This is a genomic window from Streptomyces acidiscabies (assembly GCF_020010905.1).
Classification (GTDB): domain Bacteria; phylum Actinomycetota; class Actinomycetes; order Streptomycetales; family Streptomycetaceae; genus Streptomyces; species Streptomyces acidiscabies.
In genome coordinates this window covers 1951812-1969085 of the sequence record NZ_JAGJBY010000001.1, presented here as the reverse complement: position 1 = coordinate 1969085, position 17274 = coordinate 1951812, and the positions used below count along the sequence as shown (strand labels likewise).

At 69.9% G+C, this 17274-nt stretch carries 17 protein-coding genes and 1 pseudogene; 12 read left to right on the top strand and 6 right to left on the bottom strand.

From position 1 onward, the window contains the following. Window positions 1–165 precede the first annotated feature (165 nt). From J8M50_RS09310 to J8M50_RS09300, 3 genes are all read left to right on the top strand, one after another. On the top strand, window positions 166–690 hold the full coding sequence (locus J8M50_RS09310) for a DUF6232 family protein (protein ID WP_010350145.1): 525 nt from the start codon (window positions 166–168) through the stop codon (window positions 688–690). Continuing rightward, window positions 687–1019, top strand: a complete 333-nt coding sequence (locus J8M50_RS09305; protein ID WP_029183335.1) for a hypothetical protein — start codon at window positions 687–689, stop codon at window positions 1017–1019. The genes J8M50_RS09310 and J8M50_RS09305 overlap by 4 nt, the downstream gene beginning before the upstream one ends. A gap of 339 nt (window positions 1020–1358) precedes the next feature. After that, window positions 1359–2561, top strand: coding sequence for a Cmx/CmrA family chloramphenicol efflux MFS transporter (locus tag J8M50_RS09300; RefSeq protein ID WP_010350147.1), 1203 nt, complete (start codon window positions 1359–1361; stop codon window positions 2559–2561). 656 nt (window positions 2562–3217) lie between these two features. Here the strand turns inward: J8M50_RS09300 and J8M50_RS09295 are convergent. Both J8M50_RS09295 and J8M50_RS50040 read right to left on the bottom strand, forming a co-directional pair. Beyond that, the gene (locus tag J8M50_RS09295; RefSeq protein WP_050987103.1) at window positions 3218–3751 is read right to left on the bottom strand and encodes an RBBP9/YdeN family alpha/beta hydrolase; all 534 of its coding nucleotides are present in this window, start codon (window positions 3749–3751) and stop codon (window positions 3218–3220) included. Window positions 3752–3847: 96 nt separating this feature from the next. Then, window positions 3848–4024, bottom strand: a pseudogene (locus J8M50_RS50040) (alpha/beta hydrolase); the annotation flags it as partial. Between the two features lie 146 nt (window positions 4025–4170). On the opposite strand from J8M50_RS50040, the gene J8M50_RS09290 reads away from it, so the two are divergent. Then, window positions 4171–4563, top strand: coding sequence for a DUF6281 family protein (locus J8M50_RS09290; protein WP_010350149.1), 393 nt, complete (start codon window positions 4171–4173; stop codon window positions 4561–4563). Here J8M50_RS09290 and J8M50_RS09285 read toward each other — a convergent pair. The 3 genes from J8M50_RS09285 to J8M50_RS09275 form a co-directional block, all read right to left on the bottom strand. Next, the gene (locus J8M50_RS09285; RefSeq protein ID WP_010350150.1) at window positions 4538–5185 is read right to left on the bottom strand and encodes a GNAT family N-acetyltransferase; all 648 of its coding nucleotides are present in this window, start codon (window positions 5183–5185) and stop codon (window positions 4538–4540) included. The two genes, J8M50_RS09290 and J8M50_RS09285, sit on opposite strands and share 26 nt — an antisense overlap. Then, complete coding sequence (gene aroA, locus J8M50_RS09280; protein ID WP_010350151.1) at window positions 5182–6453, bottom strand: 3-phosphoshikimate 1-carboxyvinyltransferase; 1272 nt, start codon at window positions 6451–6453, stop codon at window positions 5182–5184. The genes J8M50_RS09285 and aroA overlap by 4 nt, the downstream gene beginning before the upstream one ends. 119 nt (window positions 6454–6572) lie before the next feature. Next, complete coding sequence (locus J8M50_RS09275; protein WP_010350152.1) at window positions 6573–7583, bottom strand: EamA family transporter; 1011 nt, start codon at window positions 7581–7583, stop codon at window positions 6573–6575. A gap of 90 nt (window positions 7584–7673) precedes the next feature. Between J8M50_RS09275 and J8M50_RS09270 the strand changes: the two genes are divergently transcribed. The 8 genes from J8M50_RS09270 (at window position 7674) to J8M50_RS09240 (ending at window position 15927) form a co-directional block, all read left to right on the top strand. Next, the gene (locus tag J8M50_RS09270) at window positions 7674–8582 is read left to right on the top strand and encodes a LysR family transcriptional regulator (RefSeq protein ID WP_010350153.1); all 909 of its coding nucleotides are present in this window, start codon (window positions 7674–7676) and stop codon (window positions 8580–8582) included. Window positions 8583–8885: 303 nt separating this feature from the next. Next, window positions 8886–9887, top strand: a complete 1002-nt coding sequence (locus tag J8M50_RS09265; protein WP_010350154.1) for a LacI family DNA-binding transcriptional regulator — start codon at window positions 8886–8888, stop codon at window positions 9885–9887. A 159-nt stretch (window positions 9888–10046) separates the two neighbouring features. Beyond that, window positions 10047–11465 (top strand): S28 family serine protease, encoded by a 1419-nt coding sequence (locus J8M50_RS09260; RefSeq protein WP_010350155.1) that lies wholly within the window; start codon window positions 10047–10049, stop codon window positions 11463–11465. 100 nt (window positions 11466–11565) lie between these two features. Beyond that, window positions 11566–11643 (top strand): putative leader peptide, encoded by a 78-nt coding sequence (locus J8M50_RS50035; protein ID WP_368431508.1) that lies wholly within the window; start codon window positions 11566–11568, stop codon window positions 11641–11643. Between the two features lie 138 nt (window positions 11644–11781). Further along, entirely contained in the window at window positions 11782–12873 is a 1092-nt protein-coding gene (locus J8M50_RS09255; RefSeq protein ID WP_010350156.1) for an LLM class flavin-dependent oxidoreductase, read from the top strand. A 75-nt stretch (window positions 12874–12948) separates the two neighbouring features. Further along, the gene (locus J8M50_RS09250; protein ID WP_010350157.1) at window positions 12949–14250 is read left to right on the top strand and encodes an ABC transporter substrate-binding protein; all 1302 of its coding nucleotides are present in this window, start codon (window positions 12949–12951) and stop codon (window positions 14248–14250) included. Then, the gene (locus J8M50_RS09245; protein ID WP_050987102.1) at window positions 14225–15118 is read left to right on the top strand and encodes a carbohydrate ABC transporter permease; all 894 of its coding nucleotides are present in this window, start codon (window positions 14225–14227) and stop codon (window positions 15116–15118) included. The genes J8M50_RS09250 and J8M50_RS09245 overlap by 26 nt, the downstream gene beginning before the upstream one ends. After that, window positions 15115–15927 (top strand): carbohydrate ABC transporter permease, encoded by an 813-nt coding sequence (locus J8M50_RS09240; RefSeq protein ID WP_010350159.1) that lies wholly within the window; start codon window positions 15115–15117, stop codon window positions 15925–15927. Before J8M50_RS09245 ends, J8M50_RS09240 begins: the two co-directional genes overlap by 4 nt. Window positions 15928–15951: 24 nt before the next feature. Here J8M50_RS09240 and J8M50_RS09235 read toward each other — a convergent pair whose 3' ends face one another. Beyond that, window positions 15952–17160 carry a HEAT repeat domain-containing protein gene (locus tag J8M50_RS09235; protein ID WP_010350160.1) on the bottom strand — a complete coding sequence of 403 codons (1209 nt, stop codon included), beginning with the start codon at window positions 17158–17160 and terminating at the stop codon, window positions 15952–15954. Window positions 17161–17274: the final 114 nt, after the last annotated feature.

The window sequence follows — 17274 nt, the reverse complement described above, 5'->3', positions numbered from 1 at the left end:
GGTTTCTGCGGGCCGTTGTCGGTCTTGTCGGTGAGCCGTTAATCGAATAAATCAGCGGGATTCTTTTTCTTGCATTCCGCTTGCCGAGTCGGTGATGCGCGAGGATGCTCTTTCCCTGTCGGGGGAGCGTCCTTGTTCTTGGGCGCCGGTTCGGGGGAATCCGTCATGGCCAAGCGCGAAGTCATCGATGTCCGGGTCAGCCGGCGAATCCTGTGGGTGGGGGCGGAGGCGTATCCGCTGCACAACATCGCGCGGGCTACGACGGTTCGGATTCGGCCTCGGCGGATGGTCGCGCTGGGGCAGTTCTTCGGCTATGCGCTGGTCCTGGTGATCGTCTCCGGCGTGATCGTCTCGGCGGCTTCGCATGGGGAGTTGAACAACGCGGACGCCGGGACCGTCTCGGACCTCGTCCTCCTCCTCGACTGCGCGCTCGGGTTCGTCCTCGTCGCTCGGCTCGTGTCCGTCCTGGTCACGCCCGTCTACCACGCGCTCGTCATCGAGACCGCCGGGACGCCGTACACCGCGCTCGTCAGCACCGACAAGGCCCTCGTCTCGCGGCTCGTCTTCCAGATCATGGACGCGATCGACAATCCCGAGGCGGAATTCCAGATCCAGGTCGAGAACTATCACATCGGGGACAAGATCAATATGGTCGGCGGGAACAACAACGTGGGGAAGCAGGGGAATTGAACGCCGAAGAGGGTCGTCATTTTCATCAGGGGGATGTCGTGAACATGTACGGCGGGGCGGGGAACGTCGGGAAGATCCAGAACACGTATCAGTCGGCCGGTGATTCGGAGGCTGCGTTCCGGGAAATGGTGGTCGCTGTTCGCGCGTTGCGGGGGCAGGTGTCTCCGGCTGATCGGGAGAGCCTTGACGAGGCGTTGCGGGTTATCGGGGAGGGGGCTGAACCTGGGGTGCTGCGGCGGGCGTTGACTGCGGTTATGGGGGTGGCTGTGGTGGTGGGGGAGGTGGGGGTGCCGGTGGTGGAGGCGGTGCGGAGGGTGTTGGGCGGTTGATCGGGGAGTGGTTGGGCGGGGCGGGGGTTGGTCGGAGGTGCGGTGGTGTTGGGCGGTGGTCGGAGGTGGGGCGGGGTTGAGCGGTTGGCCGGAGGTGGGGCGGTGTGGGGGTTGGTCGGAGGTGCAGTGGTGTTGAGCGGTTGATCGGAGGTGGGGTGGGCTTGTAGCGTGCCGGGCATGTCGAGCCCCGAGTCGGACAGAGTTCGGCCGCAGATCCCGTGCGGCTGAGTAGTAACCGGTAACTGAGGCTTTTCTGGGCCACATCGGCGCCGTTTCAGCGCGCGGGACCTGTACGTCAGCGTCCGTGCACTCTCTCCTCTCTGGCTGGAGCGGCTTCCCTTGCCTGTTTTTCTGTACGTCCTCGGCCTTGCCGTTTTCGCGCAAGGCACCTCTGAGTTCATGCTGTCGGGGCTGATCCCCGGCATCGCGCGCGAGTTGTCCGTGTCCGTCGGGGCTGCGGCCAGTCTGACGTCCGCTTATGCGGTCGGGATGGTCGTGGGGGCGCCGGTGATGGCCGTCGTGGGGGCGCGGTTGCCCCGGCGGGCGGCGTTGGGCGGGTTCCTGGCGGCGTTCGTCGTCGTGCATGTTGTGGGAGCGGTTACCTCGGATTTCTCGGTGCTGTTCGGGACTCGGGTGGTGGCGGCTGTCGTCAACGCGGGGTTTCTGGCTGTGGCGTTGTCGACGGCTTCTTCCCTGGTCGCGCCTGAGTTGGCTGGGCGGGCTACTTCCGTGCTGCTTGCGGGGGTGACCCTGTCGTGTGCGGTGGGGGTGCCTGCGGGGGCGTTGCTCGGGGAGTGGTTCGGGTGGCGGGCCGCGTTCTGGGGTGTGGCCGGGTTGTGTCTGCCCGCGCTGGGGTGGGTTGTTCGGGTGTCCGGGGGTGAATCCCCGGGCGGGGTTGGGGAGTTCGGTGTCCGTGGCGAACTTCGTTCGCTGCGGCGGGGGTCCCTCCGGCGTGCGCTGTTCATGGGGGCCGCCGTCAACGGGGCTACTTTCGCCGGGTTCTCGTACCTCGCCGTCATCGGTACGGAAGTTGCCGGGCTGCCCGATGTCTCCGTGCCGGTGTTGCTCGCCGTGTTCGGGGTGGGGGCGTTCTTCGGGGTGACTGCCGTCGGGCGCAAGGGAGATGCGTGGCTGAGGGTGGTGCTGGGGGTACTGCCGCTGGCTTGGGGTGGGTTGGCGTTGACCGGGGAGTGGGGTGGTGTGCTCTTCGGTGGGGCGCTGGTGTTGGGCGCGTTGTCGTTCGGGGGTGGATCGGCTCTGGTGGGGCGGGTGTTGTACGTCGGGGCTGGTGAAGCGCCGGTTCTGGCGGGGGCATTCGCTACTGTCGCGCTTAACTTGGGGGCGGTTGTGGGGCCGTTGGTGGCGGGGGGTGTTACTGAGGTGACTGGGGATTATCGGGATGCGTTGTGGGTGAGTGCGGGGCTTGCGGGGTTGGTGGTAGTGGGGGGTGGGGTTGGTGGGAATAGGGGGCGTTTCGGTTGGGGCGGTTGGTTCGGCGGGGGTGGGGAGCGGTGTGGGGAGCGACGGGAGGGGGCTGTGTGAGGGGGGCTTGGTGTGAGGCGGCTTGGTGTGAGGGGCTGGGCATGAGTGGGGTCGGTGTAGGGGGGCTCGACGGGGAGAGCTCGGCATACGGAGGCCGATATGAGAGAGCCCGGGGTGAGGGGGCCCGGTTCGGGGGGAAGCTCTGCGCGAGAGGGCCCGGCACGAGAGAGCCCTGGGTAAGGGGGCCCAGCGCGAGGAGGCTGGGCGTAAGGAGGCCCGGCACAAGAGAGCCCCGCGCAGGGGGCTCGGAGCGAGTGAGCTCGGCACGAGAGGGCCCGGGGTAAGGGGGCCCGGGGTAAGGGGGCCCGGGGTAAGGGGGCCCGGGGTAAGGGGGCCCGGGGTAAGGGGGCCCGGGGTAAGGGGGCCGGGCCCGGAGGCCAGCGGCCCTCTTGCAGGACCACGGAAAACATAACGGGGGGGGAAGCTCGTCGGGAGAGGGCTCGGCGCGAGGGGGCTGGCGAGGGACCCGGTATAAGGGGGCTCGGCACGAGAGAGCCCGGGGTAAGGGGGCCCGGCACGAGAGAGTTCGGCGCGAGAGGGGCCGGGATAAGGAGGCCCAGCATCGGCGGGCCCAACTCGAGAGGACCCGGGGTAAGAGGGCTCGGCGGCGGCGAACGCCGTACGGTACGCGCTCCCCTCGCCTGACCTCCCCCGCCTCACCTCGCCGTCAGCCTCGTCTCGCCGTTCAGGCACCACTCCAGCACCGACGGCCAGGAGCCGTACCCGTCGTCCGGCGTCAAGTGGCCTGCACCGGGGAGGACTTCGGCGGTCACGCCCAGGGGGTCGCCGTAGGCCGCCTGGGCGCCCTCGGGGCAGTACGGGTCGTCGTCCCCGGCGACGATGCGCGTCGGGGACGGCGGGGTGAGGCCGGTCAGCGGAGGGAGGGCGAAGCCGGCGATCTCGGGGTAGTCGGTGACGACCGTGACCGGGGAGACGAGGAGGGTGCGGGCGACTGTGTCGAGGCCGGGGAGGTTGCGGGCGAGGGCGTGCAGCCAGGTGACGGTGGCGAGGCTGTGGGCGATGACGATTCGAGAGCGGGGCGGCGTGGTGAGGGCGAGGGTCGGCTCGGTGAGGTCGCGGAGCGGGGCGGTCGGGTGGGACGGCGGGGTCAAGTCGTCGGCCGGGGCGGACTGGTGGCTCGGCGCAGTCAAGTCGTCGGCCAGCGCGGGCTGATGACCCGACGTGGTCAAGTCGCGGTTCGGCGTGGGCTGGTGACCCGGCGCGGTGAGGTCGTGGGGCGGCGTGGGCTGGTGGTCCGGTGTGAGCGAGTCGCGGGTCGGCGCGGTCAAGTGGCGTTCGAACTCCGCCAGCCAGACGTCGAGTTCGGGGTTGTCCGGGTCCGGCAGCTGGGGGTACACGACCTCGTGTCCGAGGTCGGTGAGGCGGGCGGCCAGCCAGTGTTGCCAGTGGCCCTCGGGTCTGTGGTTCTGCCAGCCGTGGAGAATCAGGAAGGAGGAGGTCATGGGGTGATCATCCCCAGCGTCGAGATGGCGGGTCCAGTGCCGTCTTCCCTGGTGGGATCTGTTGGTGGAGGGGCGGAGGTGAACGTTCCTCGGGGGCGGGGCGTCACCGTCGTGACGAGTCGTCCGTACGGAGGAGATGTCCCGCTGTGAGAACCGTAGTAAGCCGTTTCACCGTGTTGCTGGCCATGGGCGTCGGAGCCACGCTCGCCAGTGGGTGCACCGCCGACGACAGCACGGCGTCCTGCGCGTTCGTCGCCGACTTCGACGGACGGCGGTACTCCGACCTGGCCGGAGCCGAGTTCACGCTCGGGAAGGCGGTCGGTACGGCGGTGCTGCCCACCTGTGACGACACGGGCGGGGACGACGACCCCGGGAGCGCGGCGCGGGAGGTACGCGCGTACTCCGTCGCCGGTGTGGACCCGTCGGTGGCGATCGTCGTGGACGAGTCCACGGAGACGTTGTTGGTAGCGATGAGCGTGCGGGAGCAACTGCCCGTGGAGGTAGGGAAGTTGCTTACGCGAGAGCCGTCCGCTTCGTAGGCGTGTAGCGGGCGATCCGCTCCTCCAGGCGGGTCTGGCACTCCGGCCACTCCTCGGACGTGATCGAGAAGATCGCCGAGTCACGCAACTCGCCTTCCTCGCCGGGGTACTTGGAGGGGGACCAGTTGCGCAGCACGCCCTCGAAGCCAGCGCCGACAGCGGCGATGGCCGCGCGGGAGCGGGCGTTGCGGGCGTCGGTCTTCAGGTCGACTCGGGAGACCTGCCAGACCTCGAACGCGTGCCGGAACAGGAGAAGTTTGGCCTCCGCGTTGACGCCGGTGCCCTGGGCGGACGCGGCGAGCCAGGTGTGGCCGACCTCAACCGCGTCGAGCCGGTCGGGGTCGAGCCAGGCGCGGGGTTCGCAGTAGGCCGTCACGCCGACGGCGCGGCCCGTGGACGCCGAGATCTGGGCGAACGGGGAGATCGAACCGTCGGCTGCGCGGGCGAGTTGGAGGTCGAGGTAGCGGTCCAGTTCGGCGAGCGTCGGGACCCAGGTGTACGCGTACGTCCCCCGGTCCTCCTGCGCCGCGCGCGCCAACTCGGCGGCGTGGCGCCGGTCCAATGGTTCCAGACGTACGAAGTCGCCGTACAGGAGTGGCTGTTGGCCCGCCTCGAATCTCACCCGGTGATGTCCTTCCTCAACTGCGCGAACGCTTCGTGGAAACCGGGGAAAGTCTTGCGGACGCAACCGGGGTCGTCGAACGAAATACCGGGCGTGCGCAGGCCGGTGACCGCGAAGGACATGACGATGCGGTGGTCGCCGTGGGTCGTGATCTCGGCGGGCTTCGGGGTGCCGGGGTGGATCTCGATCCAGTCGGGGCCCGTCGCAACGTCGATGCCGAGGCGGCGCAGGTTCTCCGCGCAGACGTCGAGGCGGTCGCACTCCTTGACGCGGGTGTTGGCGACGTCCTCGATGCGGACGGGGCCGGTGGCGAAGGGGGCGATCGCGGCGAGGGTGGGCATCGTGTCGGAGATGTCGCGCATGGTGACCGTCACGCCGTTCAGCGTGCCGGTTCCCCGCACCGTCGTACGGTCGGCGGCGATCTCGACGTACGCGCCCATCTTGCGCAGGACCTCCACGAAGCCCAAGTCGCCCTGAAGTGCGCCCTGTCCGAGGCCGGGGACGGTGACCTCGCCGCCGGTGAGGGCCGCTGCGGCGAAGAAGTAGCTCGCGGTGGAGGCGTCGGGTTCGATGGGGTAGGTGGTGGCGCGGTAGCCGCCGGGCGGGACGGTGTAGACGCGCTCGCCCGAGGCGCCGGGTTCGTTTGTGGAAACGGTTGCTTCCTGTTTCACCTCCACCCCGAACGCCCTCATCATCGCGATCGTGATCTCCACGTACGGCACGGAGACCAGATCGGTGACGCGGATGCGCAGGCCCGTGCGGGTGAGGGGACCAAGGAGGAGCAGCGCGGTGAGGTACTGGGAGGACTGGCCGGCGTCGAGGACAACCTCGCCGCCCTCCACCCCGGCCGCGTTGACCGTCAGGGGGTGGTGGCCCTCCGCGTCCTCGTGGCGCAGGTCCACGCCGAGGTCGCGCAGGGCGCGGGTGAGTGGGAGGAGGGGGCGGCGGCGCATCTGGGGCGAGGCGTCGAAGCGGAACGTGCCGTGGCCGGCGGCGGCGAGCGTCGGCAGGAAACGGGCGGTCGTCGCGCCGTCCCGGCAGTACACGTCCACGTCCGTGACCGCCGGGCCCTGCGGGCGGCCGTCCACCTGCCAGACGTCCGGCGCCCGCCCGACCCGATAACCGAGGCTGCTCAGCCCCTCGGCGAACCCTTCCGAGTCGTCCGAGCGCAGGGGGCGCACGAGGGTCGTGACACCGTCCGCCGCTGCCGCCAGGAAGAGGGCGCGGGCGGTGAGGGACTTGGAACCGGGGATGTCGACGAGGGGCATGCCCCTCATGATCCCGTGCCGGGGGTGATGGGAGCGGGAGCGTCCAGGGGTTGGTATGGGAGGTTCGTCAGGTTGGTGGTGGGGCCGGGGGCGTACCGTCCGGACGTTTCAGCAACCGTTTACACAACGGATGACCGCTGGGCCGACTCCGTCGGTTGTGCAACCGCTTCCACAACCGGCGTCCGCGAAGTCGTCCCCGGTGTTTGCGTAACCGGTTGCACAACTCGCGCGCCCGGGTCCGCGCCCGGCGTTTGTGCAACCGCTTCCACAACCTTCCTCCCCGGCACCAGCGACGTCAGTGCCACCCCGCCCACCAGCAGTACCGCCGCGCACCAGCGCAGTGGGCTCACCGGTTCGCCGAGGAACAGGGCCGCGGAGGACATGCCGAAGACGGGGACGAGGAGGGAGAAGGGGGCGACCGTGGAGGCGGGGTGGCGGCGCAGGAGCCAGCCCCAGGCGCCGAAGCCGAGGACGGTGGAGACCCAGGCGACGAAGAGGACCGTTCCGGCGCCGGCGAGGTCGAGGGAGCGCAGGGCGTCGAGGTCGCGGCGCGGGCCTTCGGTGAGCAACGACAGGGCGAGCAGCGGGAGTACGGGGACCGTGCTCACCCACACCATGAAGTTGAGGGCGTCGGGCGGCGCGGCCTTGCGGGTCAGGACGTTGGAGACACCCCAGCAGGCGGCACCGGCGATGACGAGTGCGAATGCCCCCAGCGGCCCGGCGGTTCCCTCGTCGACGGCGGCGACCCCGATCCCGGCGAAGGCGACAACCATCCCCAACACCCGTATGCGCGTGAGTCGTTCGCCCAGCACCGCGAACGCGATCAGCGCGGTGAACACGGCCTGGATCTGGAGGACGAGCGAGGAGAGCCCGGCCGGCATCCCCGCGTCCATCCCGACGAAGACGAACCCGAACTTCGCGACGCCGAGCGAGAGCCCCACGCCGACGATCCACTTCCACGCGACCTTCGGCCGCCCCACGAAGAACACGGCGGGCAGCGCGGCCACCAGGAAGCGCAGGGCGGAGAAGAGCAGCGGCGGAAAGTGGTCGAGACCGATTTCTATGACGGTGAAGTTGACGCCCCAGATCGCGGCGACGAGGACGGCGAGGAGGAGATGTGCTGGTCGCATGCGTCGAGGATCAACTGTACAGACCATGTAGCACCAGCGATGATTACTGCACTACAGGATGAAGCAACGCTTACCTTTGGGGAGCCCGGCATGCTCGACCTCCAGCGCCTGCGCGCCCTGCACGCGGTCTCCGTCCACGGCACGGTCGGCGCCGCCGCTGCCGCGCTCGGGTACACCTCGTCGGCGGTGTCGCAGCAGATCGCCAAGCTGGAGCGGGAGACGAGGACGGTCCTGCTCGAACGCGAGGGCAGGGGCGTGCGGTTGACCGACGAGGCATGGCAACTCGCAGAGACCGCACAGGAGTTGCTGGCGATCGTCGAGCGCGCGGAGACGGGTCTCGAAGAGCGCCGGGGGCTGCCCGCCGGGCGGCTGACGATCGCGGCGTTCGCCTCGGCGGCGCGGGGGCTGATGCCGGCCGTCCTCGCGGACCTGGCCCGCCGGCACCCCGCGCTCGACGCCCGGCTGACCGAGGTCGACCCGCATCTGTCGGTGGACCTGGCGGCCAAGGGCGCGGTCGACCTCGTCGTCGCGCACGACTGGGACATCGCCCCGCTGCCCGCCCCGGCGGGACTCGAGCAGGTACACATCGGGGACGACCTGTGCGACCTCCTCGTACCTGAGAGCCACCCGTTCGCGGGTCGTACGGCGGTCACGCGCGAGGAGTTGGGGGGTGAGCGGTGGATCTGCCAGCCGCCGGGGCGGGTGTGCCACGACTGGCTCCTGCGTACCCTGCGCTCGGCGGGGCACGAGCCCGACGTGGTCCACCAGGCCGACGAGAACCCGACGCTGGTGGCGCTGGTCGCGGCGGGGCTGGGGGTGGCGCTGATCCCGCGCCTGGGTCGCGGGCCGCTGCCGCCGGGGGTGGTGGAGGTACCGCTGGAGCCGGTACCCGTACGCAGGTTGTACGCCTTGTGGCGTACGGGGGCGGCCCGGCGTCCGGCGATCGCGGAGACGGTGCGGACGCTGCGGGAGCACTGGCCGAGGGTGACGGCCAGGTGAGGTACCCCGGCGGTACGGGGGGTACCGGGTACGTGAGCAGAGGGTCCGGGGTGGACCGTCCCCGCCGGGAACCGTTCGTACCCCGGGTACGTCGAACCTCAAACTGCCGGACGAGTCACCACGGTGCGGTGTCGGCCCTCGCGGCTGGCCGTGATCGCCGACCCACCCTCTCCGCCGTACCGCGGCCGGCAGCGTGCCGTCATCGGCGCGCCCCCCTCCAGAGCGCCGATGGCGGCCCCTCCTGGCGTGAACTCCTCGTGACAGCGCGGCGGATGGGGTGATTCCAGGCCGTAGGGTGGGCCGATGCGCGCGGGGATCGGGCTCAGGGAGGTGGCCGAGCGGGCCGGGGTGTCGATGCGGACCGTGTCGAACGTGGTCCGGGGCACGGGCCGTTTCTCGGAGGCGACGCGGGTCAAAGTCGCCCTCGCCGTCGAGGAGTTGGGGTACCGGCCGAACACCGCCGCGCGGCGGCTGCGCACCGGCCGCAGCGGGGTGCTCCTGCTGGCGGTGCCCGATCTGTCCATGCCGTACTTCGCCGAACTCGCCGGGCACGTCCTGCGGGAGGCGGCGGCGCACGGCTGCACGCTCCTCGTCGAGGCGACCGGCGGTGCCCCCGGGGCGGAGTTGGAGATCGCCCTCGGCCGGACCGACCCGATGGTGGACGGTGTCATCCTGAGTCCGCTCGCGCTGGACGACGCGGCGGCCTCAACCACCGTACGCAGCAGGCCTCTTGTCCTGCTGGGCGAGCGGTTGCACGACCTGCCGCATCCGCACGTCACCATCGACAACACGGCGGCTGCGCGGGAGGCGACGGGCCGGTTGCTGGCGCGTGGGCGGCGCCGGATCGCCGTGATCGGGCGGCAGACCGTGCCGCACGCGGCGACCTCGACGACCCGGCTGAAGGGGTATCTGGAGGCGCTGCGCGCGTTCGACGTGCCGTACGACGAGGCGCTCGCGCCGCCCGTACCCGCGTACGACCGGGCGTCGGGTGCCGACGCGCTGCGCACTCTGCTCGGGCTGTCCCAACTCCCGGACGCTGTCTTCTGTTTCGCGGACGCGCTCGCCGAGGGGGCGTTGCACGCGGCGCGGGAAGCAGGGGTGCGGGTTCCCGGGCAACTGGCAGTAATCGGTTTCGACGACATCGAGGCGGCCCGGTACACCGCTCCCCCGCTGACCACCGTCGCCCCGGACAAGCCGGGGCTGGCGCGGCTGGCGGTGCGGTCGTTGCTGACGGGGATCGAGGGGGTGGACCGGGCGCCGGTGCTGGTCGCGGGGCATCGGCTGGTGGTGCGGGAGAGCGGGTGAACAGAGGCGCGGACAGCGGCCGTAGGTAGGTCATCTCTCCTGTTTCTCCTGTGAGTTCAGGTGGCTGTGCGCTCTATGCACTCTGGCGCCAAGGCCGTTGCTCCGATACCTTCCGGCGCACACATCAACTCCACAGGTATGCAGGAAGGGTGCACGCGCATGCGCAAGGCGCTCAGATGGCTGCTCGCGCTCATGGTGCTCATCAGCACGCTGGGTACGGCGACGGCGGCGACCGCCGCCGAACCGGAGGCCACCGACATAAAAGACCAGCTGCTGGCGATACCCGGCATGAGCCTGGTGCAGGAGAAGCCGTACCCCGGTTACCGCTTCTTCGTGCTGAACTACACGCAGCCGGTCGACCACCGCCGCCCTGCCGCCGGAACGTTCGAGCAGCGCATCACGGTGCTGCACAAGGACGTGAACCGGCCGACCGTCTTTTACACAGGCGGTTACAGCGTCTCCACGACGCCGGGCCGCCGCGAGCCCACGCAGATCGTGGACGGCAACCAAGTCTCCATGGAATACCGGTACTTCACGCCGTCTCGGCCCGCCGAGCCGGCCGACTGGTCCAAGCTGACCATCTGGCAGGCCGCCAGCGACCAGCACCGTATCTTCGAGGCGTTGAAGCCGATCTACTCCAAGAAGTGGCTGTCGACGGGCGGTTCGAAGGGCGGGATGACCGCCACGTACTACGAGCGTTTCTACCCGCGCGACATGGACGGCGTCGTCGCGTACGTGGCGCCCAACGACGTGGTGAACGACGAGGATTCGGCGTACGACCGGTTCTTCGCGACGGTCGGCACCAAGGAGTGCCGCGACCGGCTGAACGGGGTGCAGCGCGAGGCGCTGGTGCGCCGGGAGCCGCTGGAGAAGCGGTACGCGGCGTACGCGGCCGACAACGGGTACACCTTCGGTACGGTCGGCAGCCTCGACAAGGCGTACGAGGCGGTCGTCCTCGACTACGTCTGGGGTTTCTGGCAGTACAGCCTGCTCGGGGACTGCGACACGATCCCGGCGGACGCGAAGAACGCGACGGACGACGAGATCTGGAACTCCGTCGACACGATCTCCGGGTTCTCCTTCTACACGGACCAGGGCCTCACCCCGTACACCCCGTACTACTTCCAGGCGGCCTCGCAGCTCGGCGCGCCGACCATCCACTTCCCGCACATCGAGCGGAAGTACGTCCGGTACGGGTACCAGCCGCCGTCGAACTTCGTGCCGGACAGCGTCCGCATCCCGCGCTTCGACCGGTACGCGATGGCCGACGTCGACAACTGGGTGCGGCACAACGCCCGCCGGATGCTCTTCGTGTACGGGCAGAACGACCCCTGGGGCGCGGAGCGGTTCCGGGTCGGCAAGGGCGCGAAGGACTCGTACGTGCTGACCGCGCCGGGGCTGAACCACGGGGCGAACGTCGCGGGGCTCGTCCCCGACGAGAAGGCGTTCGCCACCTCGCGCATCCTGGAGTGGGCGGGCGTCTCCGCCTCCGCCGTGGAGGCCGCGAAGCCGCTGGCGAGGTTCGACGCGAAGCTGGACGTGCGGGACGTCGAGAGGGAGCCGGCCCTGCGTCCGTAGTTGTACCCGGGTAGTACCTGAGAGCCACCCCGACGGCCGGCCGGACCACATTCCGGTCGGCCGTCGTCTCTTTCACCGGTGATGTGTATAGTCCCGGCCCATGGAATCCACCGGTGTCGAGCTCGTGAAGCGCGCGCACATCGACCTGCTCCGGGTCGCCACCGCGCTGTGTAGCTGACCCCGCGCGCCGCCTTCGGCGTTCTCCTTTCCATCTCTTCATCTCTTCCTTCTGCTTCGTACGCCTCCGTGCCATGTTCGCCGGGCGTTGATTCAACGTTGCATCCACCTTGGTGACCACCCTCCTCCTGGAGTCCCCATGACCGTGCGCCTGCACTGGTTCCTGCCCACCACGGGCGACGACCGTGACGTGGTCGGCGTGACCGCGCGTGACTCGCTCCAGTCCCGGACGACCACCCGCCCCCCGACCCTGGACTACCTCGCGCAGGTGGCGCGCGCCGCCGAGTCGGCCGGTTTCGAGGCCGTGCTGACCCCGACGGGCAGCGACTGCGAGGACTCCTGGCTCACCACGGCCGCGCTGCTCCCGCAGACCACCCGGCTGAAGTTCCTGGTCGCGTTCCGCCCGGGCGTGATCGCGCCGCCGCTCGCCGCGCAGATGACGGCGACCTATCAACGCCTGTCCGGCGGGCGCCTGTTGCTCAACGTGGTCACCGGCTCCGACGCCGACGAGCAGCGCGCGTACGGCGACTTCCTCTCCCACGACGAGCGCTACGGCCGTACGGCGGAGTTCCTTGACCTGCTGCGGACCGCGTGGTCGGGCGAGTCGTACGACCACGAGGGCGCCCATTACCGGGTCGCGGGCGGACAGTTGCGCAAGCCTCCGGCCGAGCTGCCCCCGGTGTTCTTCGGCGGCTCGTCGCAGGCGGCGCTCCCGGTGGCCGCCAAGTACGCGGACACGTACCTGACTTGGGGTGAGCCCCCGGCCGCCGTCGCCCAGAAGATCGGCCGCGTACGGGAGTTGGCCGAGGCCGAGGGGCGTGAGCTGTCGTACGGCATCCGGCTGCACGTGATCAGCCGGGACACCGCCGCCGAGGCGTGGGCGGAGGCCGACCGGATCCTCGACAGTCTCGACCCGGCCGCCGTCAAGGCCGCGCACGAGCGGTTCAGGACCTCGGAGTCGGCCGGTCAGCGGGCGATGGCCGCGCTGTCCGGGGGGCGTACGGACCGGCTGGAGATCCACCCCAACCTCTGGGCCGGGTTCGGGCTGGTCCGGCCCGGCGCGGGCACCGCGCTGGTCGGCAGTCACGAGCAAGTCGCCGAGCGCATCGAGGAGTTCGCCGCGCTCGGCATCGAGCACTTCATCCTCTCCGGGCAGCCGCACCTGGAGGAGGCGATCCGCTTCGGCGAGTGCGTCCGGCCGCTGCTGGCCCGCCAACTCGCCGCTGCCTGACCCGACTTCCCCGGCTTCACCCACTTCACCGGTTCCGCCAACTTCGCCGACTCCGCCAGAAGAGAGATCCGCGCCATGTCCTCCACGCTCGACAGACGAGCCGCCCTCCGCCTCTTCGCCGCCTCCGGTCTGGGCCTCGGCCTCGCCGCCTGCGCCGGTCCCGGCGGTGGCGGCACCTCCTCGGCGAGCAGCAACTCGCCGTCCGCTCTGGCCACTTCGGGCGCGGTGAAGGGGACCGTGTCGTTCGCGCACTGGCGGGCCGAGGACAAGGCGGTGATAGCCGAGCTGGTGAAGGCGTTCGTGAAGAAGTACCCGGACGCGAACGTCGAGCAGGACATCTCCCCGTCCGCCGACTACCAGTCGACCGCGCTGCGCCGCATCCAGGGCTCGAAGACGGGCGACCTGTTCACCGCGTTCCGGGGCGCGCAGTTCCAGCAGATCGTGAAGGCGGGCGTGTACGCGCCGCTGACCGGCACGGATGTGGTCGGCAAGTACCAGGCGAGCCTGATCACGCCGGGCGCGCAGGCGGGCCAACAGTACGGGCTGCCCTACCAGTTGGTGTTCAACATGCCGCTCGCCAACACCGACGCGCTCGACAAGGCGGGGCACACGAGCGCGCCGAAGGACTGGAACGGATTCCTCCAGCTCCTCGACGACCTCAAGGCGAAGGGGTACACGCCGATCGCCTGGCCGGGCGGAGACACCGCGAACGCGGGGCAGTTGCTCAACACGATGGTCATGAACAACGCGCCGAGCGACGACATGTTCACGAAAATCGAGTCGGGCGCGTACAAGGTGACCGACGACTGGTTCCTCAAGACCCTTGAGCAGTATGCCCAGTTGACGCCGTACTTCCAGGCCCGCGCGACCGGTTCGACGACCGACGCGGTGACGCAGCTGTTCGCCTCCGGGAAGGCCGGGTTGCTCGCGACGGGTTCCTTCCAGATGGCCGGGGTGCGGGCGCTGGGGGCGAAGTTCCCGTTCGACCTGGTCGCGCCGATCACGACGACGACCGGGCAGGCCAAGTACGAGGGCGTGTTCAACGCGACGTTCGTCCTCGGGGTGAACAGCGCGTCGAAGGTGCAGCCGGCGGCGTACGCGTTCCTGGAGTTCCTCAGCGACCCGGTGAACGCGGCCGTCTACGCGAACGGCACGGGGCAGCACGTCACCGTGAAGGACGTCGCGTACACCAACCCCGACCTGAAGGCCGTGTCGCCCTGGCTGACCCGTAAGACGCTGCTCGCGCCGCGCTTCCAGTTCCTGGACCTCGACATCCGCTCGGCGGTAGAGAACGCGGCCGTGGCCGTCGTCGGGGGCAAGAAGCCGGCGCAGGCGGCCGAGGAGGCCCAGCGTGTCATCGACCAGAAGCGCGCGTAACCGCCGTACGGCGCGGGCCCTTTGGCTGTTCCCGGTGCCCGCGCTGGCGCTCTACCTGTTCTTCTTCGCGTACCCGACCGTGCAGGCGGTGCAGTACGCGCTGACGGACTGGGACGGCTACAGCGCCACCTACCACAGCGTCGGGCTGGACAACTTCCGTCAACTCGCCACCGGCGACGACGTGTTCAGGAACGCGGCCGAGAACAACCTGAAGCTGATGGTGGTGGTCGTCCTCGCCCAGACGGCGCTGGCGCTGCTCCTCGCGCTCTACCTGGTCCGCACGACGCGCGCCTCCACGTTCCTGCGCGCGCTGTTCTTCCTGCCGACGGTCCTGTCCTCGGTGGCCGTCGCCTTCGTGTGGCGGTTCGTGTACGACCCGGACGGCGGGCTGCTCAACTCGGGCCTGCGCGCTGTGGGGTTGGGGAGTCTCCAGTCGGTGTACCTCGGCAACCCGGACACGGCCGTGTACTGGCTGGCGCTCACGCAGGTGTGGTTCCACGTGGGCCAGATGATGGTCGTGTTCATCGCCGGACTCCAGGCGATCCCACGGGAGTTGTACGAGGCGGCCGAACTGGACGGCGCCGGGCGGTGGGCTCGATTCCGGTACGTCACCTGGCCGTTGGTGGCTCCGGCGACCGGGATCGTCGTCGCCTACACGACCGTGCAGTCCTTCAAGGCGTTCGACCTGGTCCTCGGGCTCGGCGGCAACCCCCCTGGCCCGGCACTGGACTTGCTCTCCACGCGGGTCTACACCACCTTCTCCAACAACCAGTTCGGCTACGCCGCCGCCCAGTCCCTGTTGTTCATGGCGCTCATCGCGCTGCTCACCTGGGTCCAGCGGCGGGCGATCCGGAGGGCGACGCGATGACGAAGACCCTGCGACCCCTGGTCCTGACGCTGGGCGCGGCGACCGTCGTACTCCCTTTGCTGGTCGTGGTGTTCGGCACGTTCAAGACGCTGCCGCAGCTCTTCGACTCGCCGCTGGCGCCGCCGTCCTCGCCGACGCTGGACAACTACCGGCGCGCGGTCGACGAGGGCGGGCTCGGGGCCGCGTTCGGCAACAGCGTGATCGTGACGGCGGGCGCGGTGACGCTGACGCTGGCCGTCGCGAGTCTCGCCGCGTTCTTCTGCGCGCGGATCCCGGGGCGGGTCGGGTGGATCGTGTTCGGTGTCCTCGTGGCGGGGCTCGCGGTGCCCGCGCAGGCGGCGATCGTCCCGCAGTACGTGCTGTTCGACCGGCTCGGGCTCACCGACAGTCTGCTCGGGCTGATCCTCGTGGACACGACGATGACGCTGCCGACGGCCGTGTTCATCCTCGGCGGGTTCCTGCGCACGATCCCCGAAGAGCTGTACGAGGCCGCCGAGTTGGACGGGGCCGGGCCGCTGCGGTCGTTCGTGTCCATCGCGCTGCCCCTGACCCGGCCCGCGCTCGCGACGACCGGGATCTTCCTGTTCGTGATGGACTGGAACGACCTGCTGTATCCCCTGCTGTTCATCCGCTCCCACGAGCAACGGACGCTGCCACTCGCCCTGTTGGACTTCCAGGGCGAGTTCCTCACGCAATATCCCTTGCTGTTCGCGGGAGTTGTGATCGCTTCGGTACCGGTGGTGGTCGTGTACGTGCTGTTGCAGAAGCACTTCGTGTCGGGGCTGACGGCGGGGGCGGTGCGCGGCTGAGGCTCGTGGCTGAGTTTTCGGCCTTCAGATGCCGTAAGCCCCTGTCCTCGGCGGGTCGTTGTGGCGGGCGTGCGGGGTGAGGGCGACCATGCCCTCACCCCGCACCGGGGTGTCGGCGTCCAGGTCGAGAGGGCTCACGCCCCACTCCGGGTCGAGCGTGACCGAGGGGTCCCGCCAGTCGTCGGGGTCGTCATCGTCGTCCTCCCAGGAGGGGAGGTAGCGTCGTACGACCTTCCCGTCGGCGGCGGCCAGCCAGCCCGAGGGGCCGCCCTCGTCGCTCTCGTAGTGCGCCTCGGCGCGGCCGTAGCGGGCGCTCAACTCCTCGACCAGGCGCTGGACTTCGACGGCGCGCTCGGGGTCGCCGGGGTTGCCCCAGGGGCCGAGGACCAGGGTCCATCCGTCCACCTCTGGAGTGACGTACACCCTGCCGTACTCGGCGACGTCGTGGCTGTCGTGCGAGACGACGTGGTGGCCCAGTTCGAAGGTCGCCGGGCGGCCGTTCCACAGGCCCAGCACCTCGGCGATGCCGTCGCGGTCACCGCCGGGGACGGCCATCCAGGCGTTGAAGCAGACGTCGAGGAGCTTCGGGCGGTCGTCCGGGAGTTTGACGCGGACGAGGCGTTCGACGGCCGCGCGGTCGCGGTCCGACAGTGCCTCCTCGCCGCCGACCGTCGCGAGCACCGACAGCGCGTCCGCCCTCAACTCCCCCGGCCCGTAACGCCGTACGTGACGCAGCGGTTCCAGGATCTCGGGGCCCAGCATCGACAGGACGACCGCCGCCCGCCAGGCGACCTCGCCGTCCGGGTCGGCCATGAGGGGGATCAGCGCGTCGATCACCGGGGCGATGTCGATCGCGGGGTCGCGCCGGCGGCCGTACGCGACCGAGCAGACGTTCTGGATGCCGATCGCGGCGGACTCGCGGACGTTCGCGGAGGGGTGGGTGAGCGAGGCGACGTAGCGGTCCAGTGTCCCGAACCGGCTCAACACCACGCTCGTGCGCCGCCGTTGCTCCTCGTCCGAGGCGGCGGCCAGGGCCTCGGCGACCTCGTCGTACGCCGTCTCCCCGAAGCCGTCGACCAGGACGTCCTCGATCCGGCCGAGCAGGTTGCGGGGCGACTTCTCGTCCAACAAGGCCTTCAGCAGCGGGCCCACGGCTGCCGGGCCCATCGCGACGAGGGTGCCCCTTGCCTCCTTCTGCCGTGTCTCGTCCGTGAGTTGGGCGATGACGTCCATATGCTGCTCCCCCGGTCAGTGGCTGGTGATCGTCATCATCGCGTACACCCGCACGACAACAACTCGTTCAACATAATGAGTTGACGCCTCTTCGTTCAACTCTCATGCTGAGGG

Excerpts from the sequence above, each read along its gene's own strand:
- aroA (WP_010350151.1), bottom strand. The coding sequence starts at position 6,453 with ATGCCCCTCGTCGACATCCCCGGTTCCAAGTCCCTCACCGCCCGCGCC.
- J8M50_RS09270 (WP_010350153.1), top strand. The coding sequence starts at position 7,674 with ATGCTCGACCTCCAGCGCCTGCGCGCCCTGCACGCGGTCTCCGTCCAC.
- J8M50_RS09260 (WP_010350155.1), top strand. The coding sequence starts at position 10,047 with ATGCGCAAGGCGCTCAGATGGCTGCTCGCGCTCATGGTGCTCATCAGC.
- J8M50_RS09240 (WP_010350159.1), top strand. The coding sequence starts at position 15,115 with ATGACGAAGACCCTGCGACCCCTGGTCCTGACGCTGGGCGCGGCGACC.
- J8M50_RS09255 (WP_010350156.1), top strand. The coding sequence starts at position 11,782 with ATGACCGTGCGCCTGCACTGGTTCCTGCCCACCACGGGCGACGACCGT.
- J8M50_RS09310 (WP_010350145.1), top strand. The coding sequence starts at position 166 with ATGGCCAAGCGCGAAGTCATCGATGTCCGGGTCAGCCGGCGAATCCTG.
- J8M50_RS09275 (WP_010350152.1), bottom strand. The coding sequence starts at position 7,583 with ATGCGACCAGCACATCTCCTCCTCGCCGTCCTCGTCGCCGCGATCTGG.
- J8M50_RS09265 (WP_010350154.1), top strand. The coding sequence starts at position 8,886 with ATGCGCGCGGGGATCGGGCTCAGGGAGGTGGCCGAGCGGGCCGGGGTG.
- J8M50_RS50035 (WP_368431508.1), top strand. The coding sequence starts at position 11,566 with ATGGAATCCACCGGTGTCGAGCTCGTGAAGCGCGCGCACATCGACCTG.
- J8M50_RS09235 (WP_010350160.1), bottom strand. The coding sequence starts at position 17,160 with ATGGACGTCATCGCCCAACTCACGGACGAGACACGGCAGAAGGAGGCA.
- J8M50_RS09250 (WP_010350157.1), top strand. The coding sequence starts at position 12,949 with ATGTCCTCCACGCTCGACAGACGAGCCGCCCTCCGCCTCTTCGCCGCC.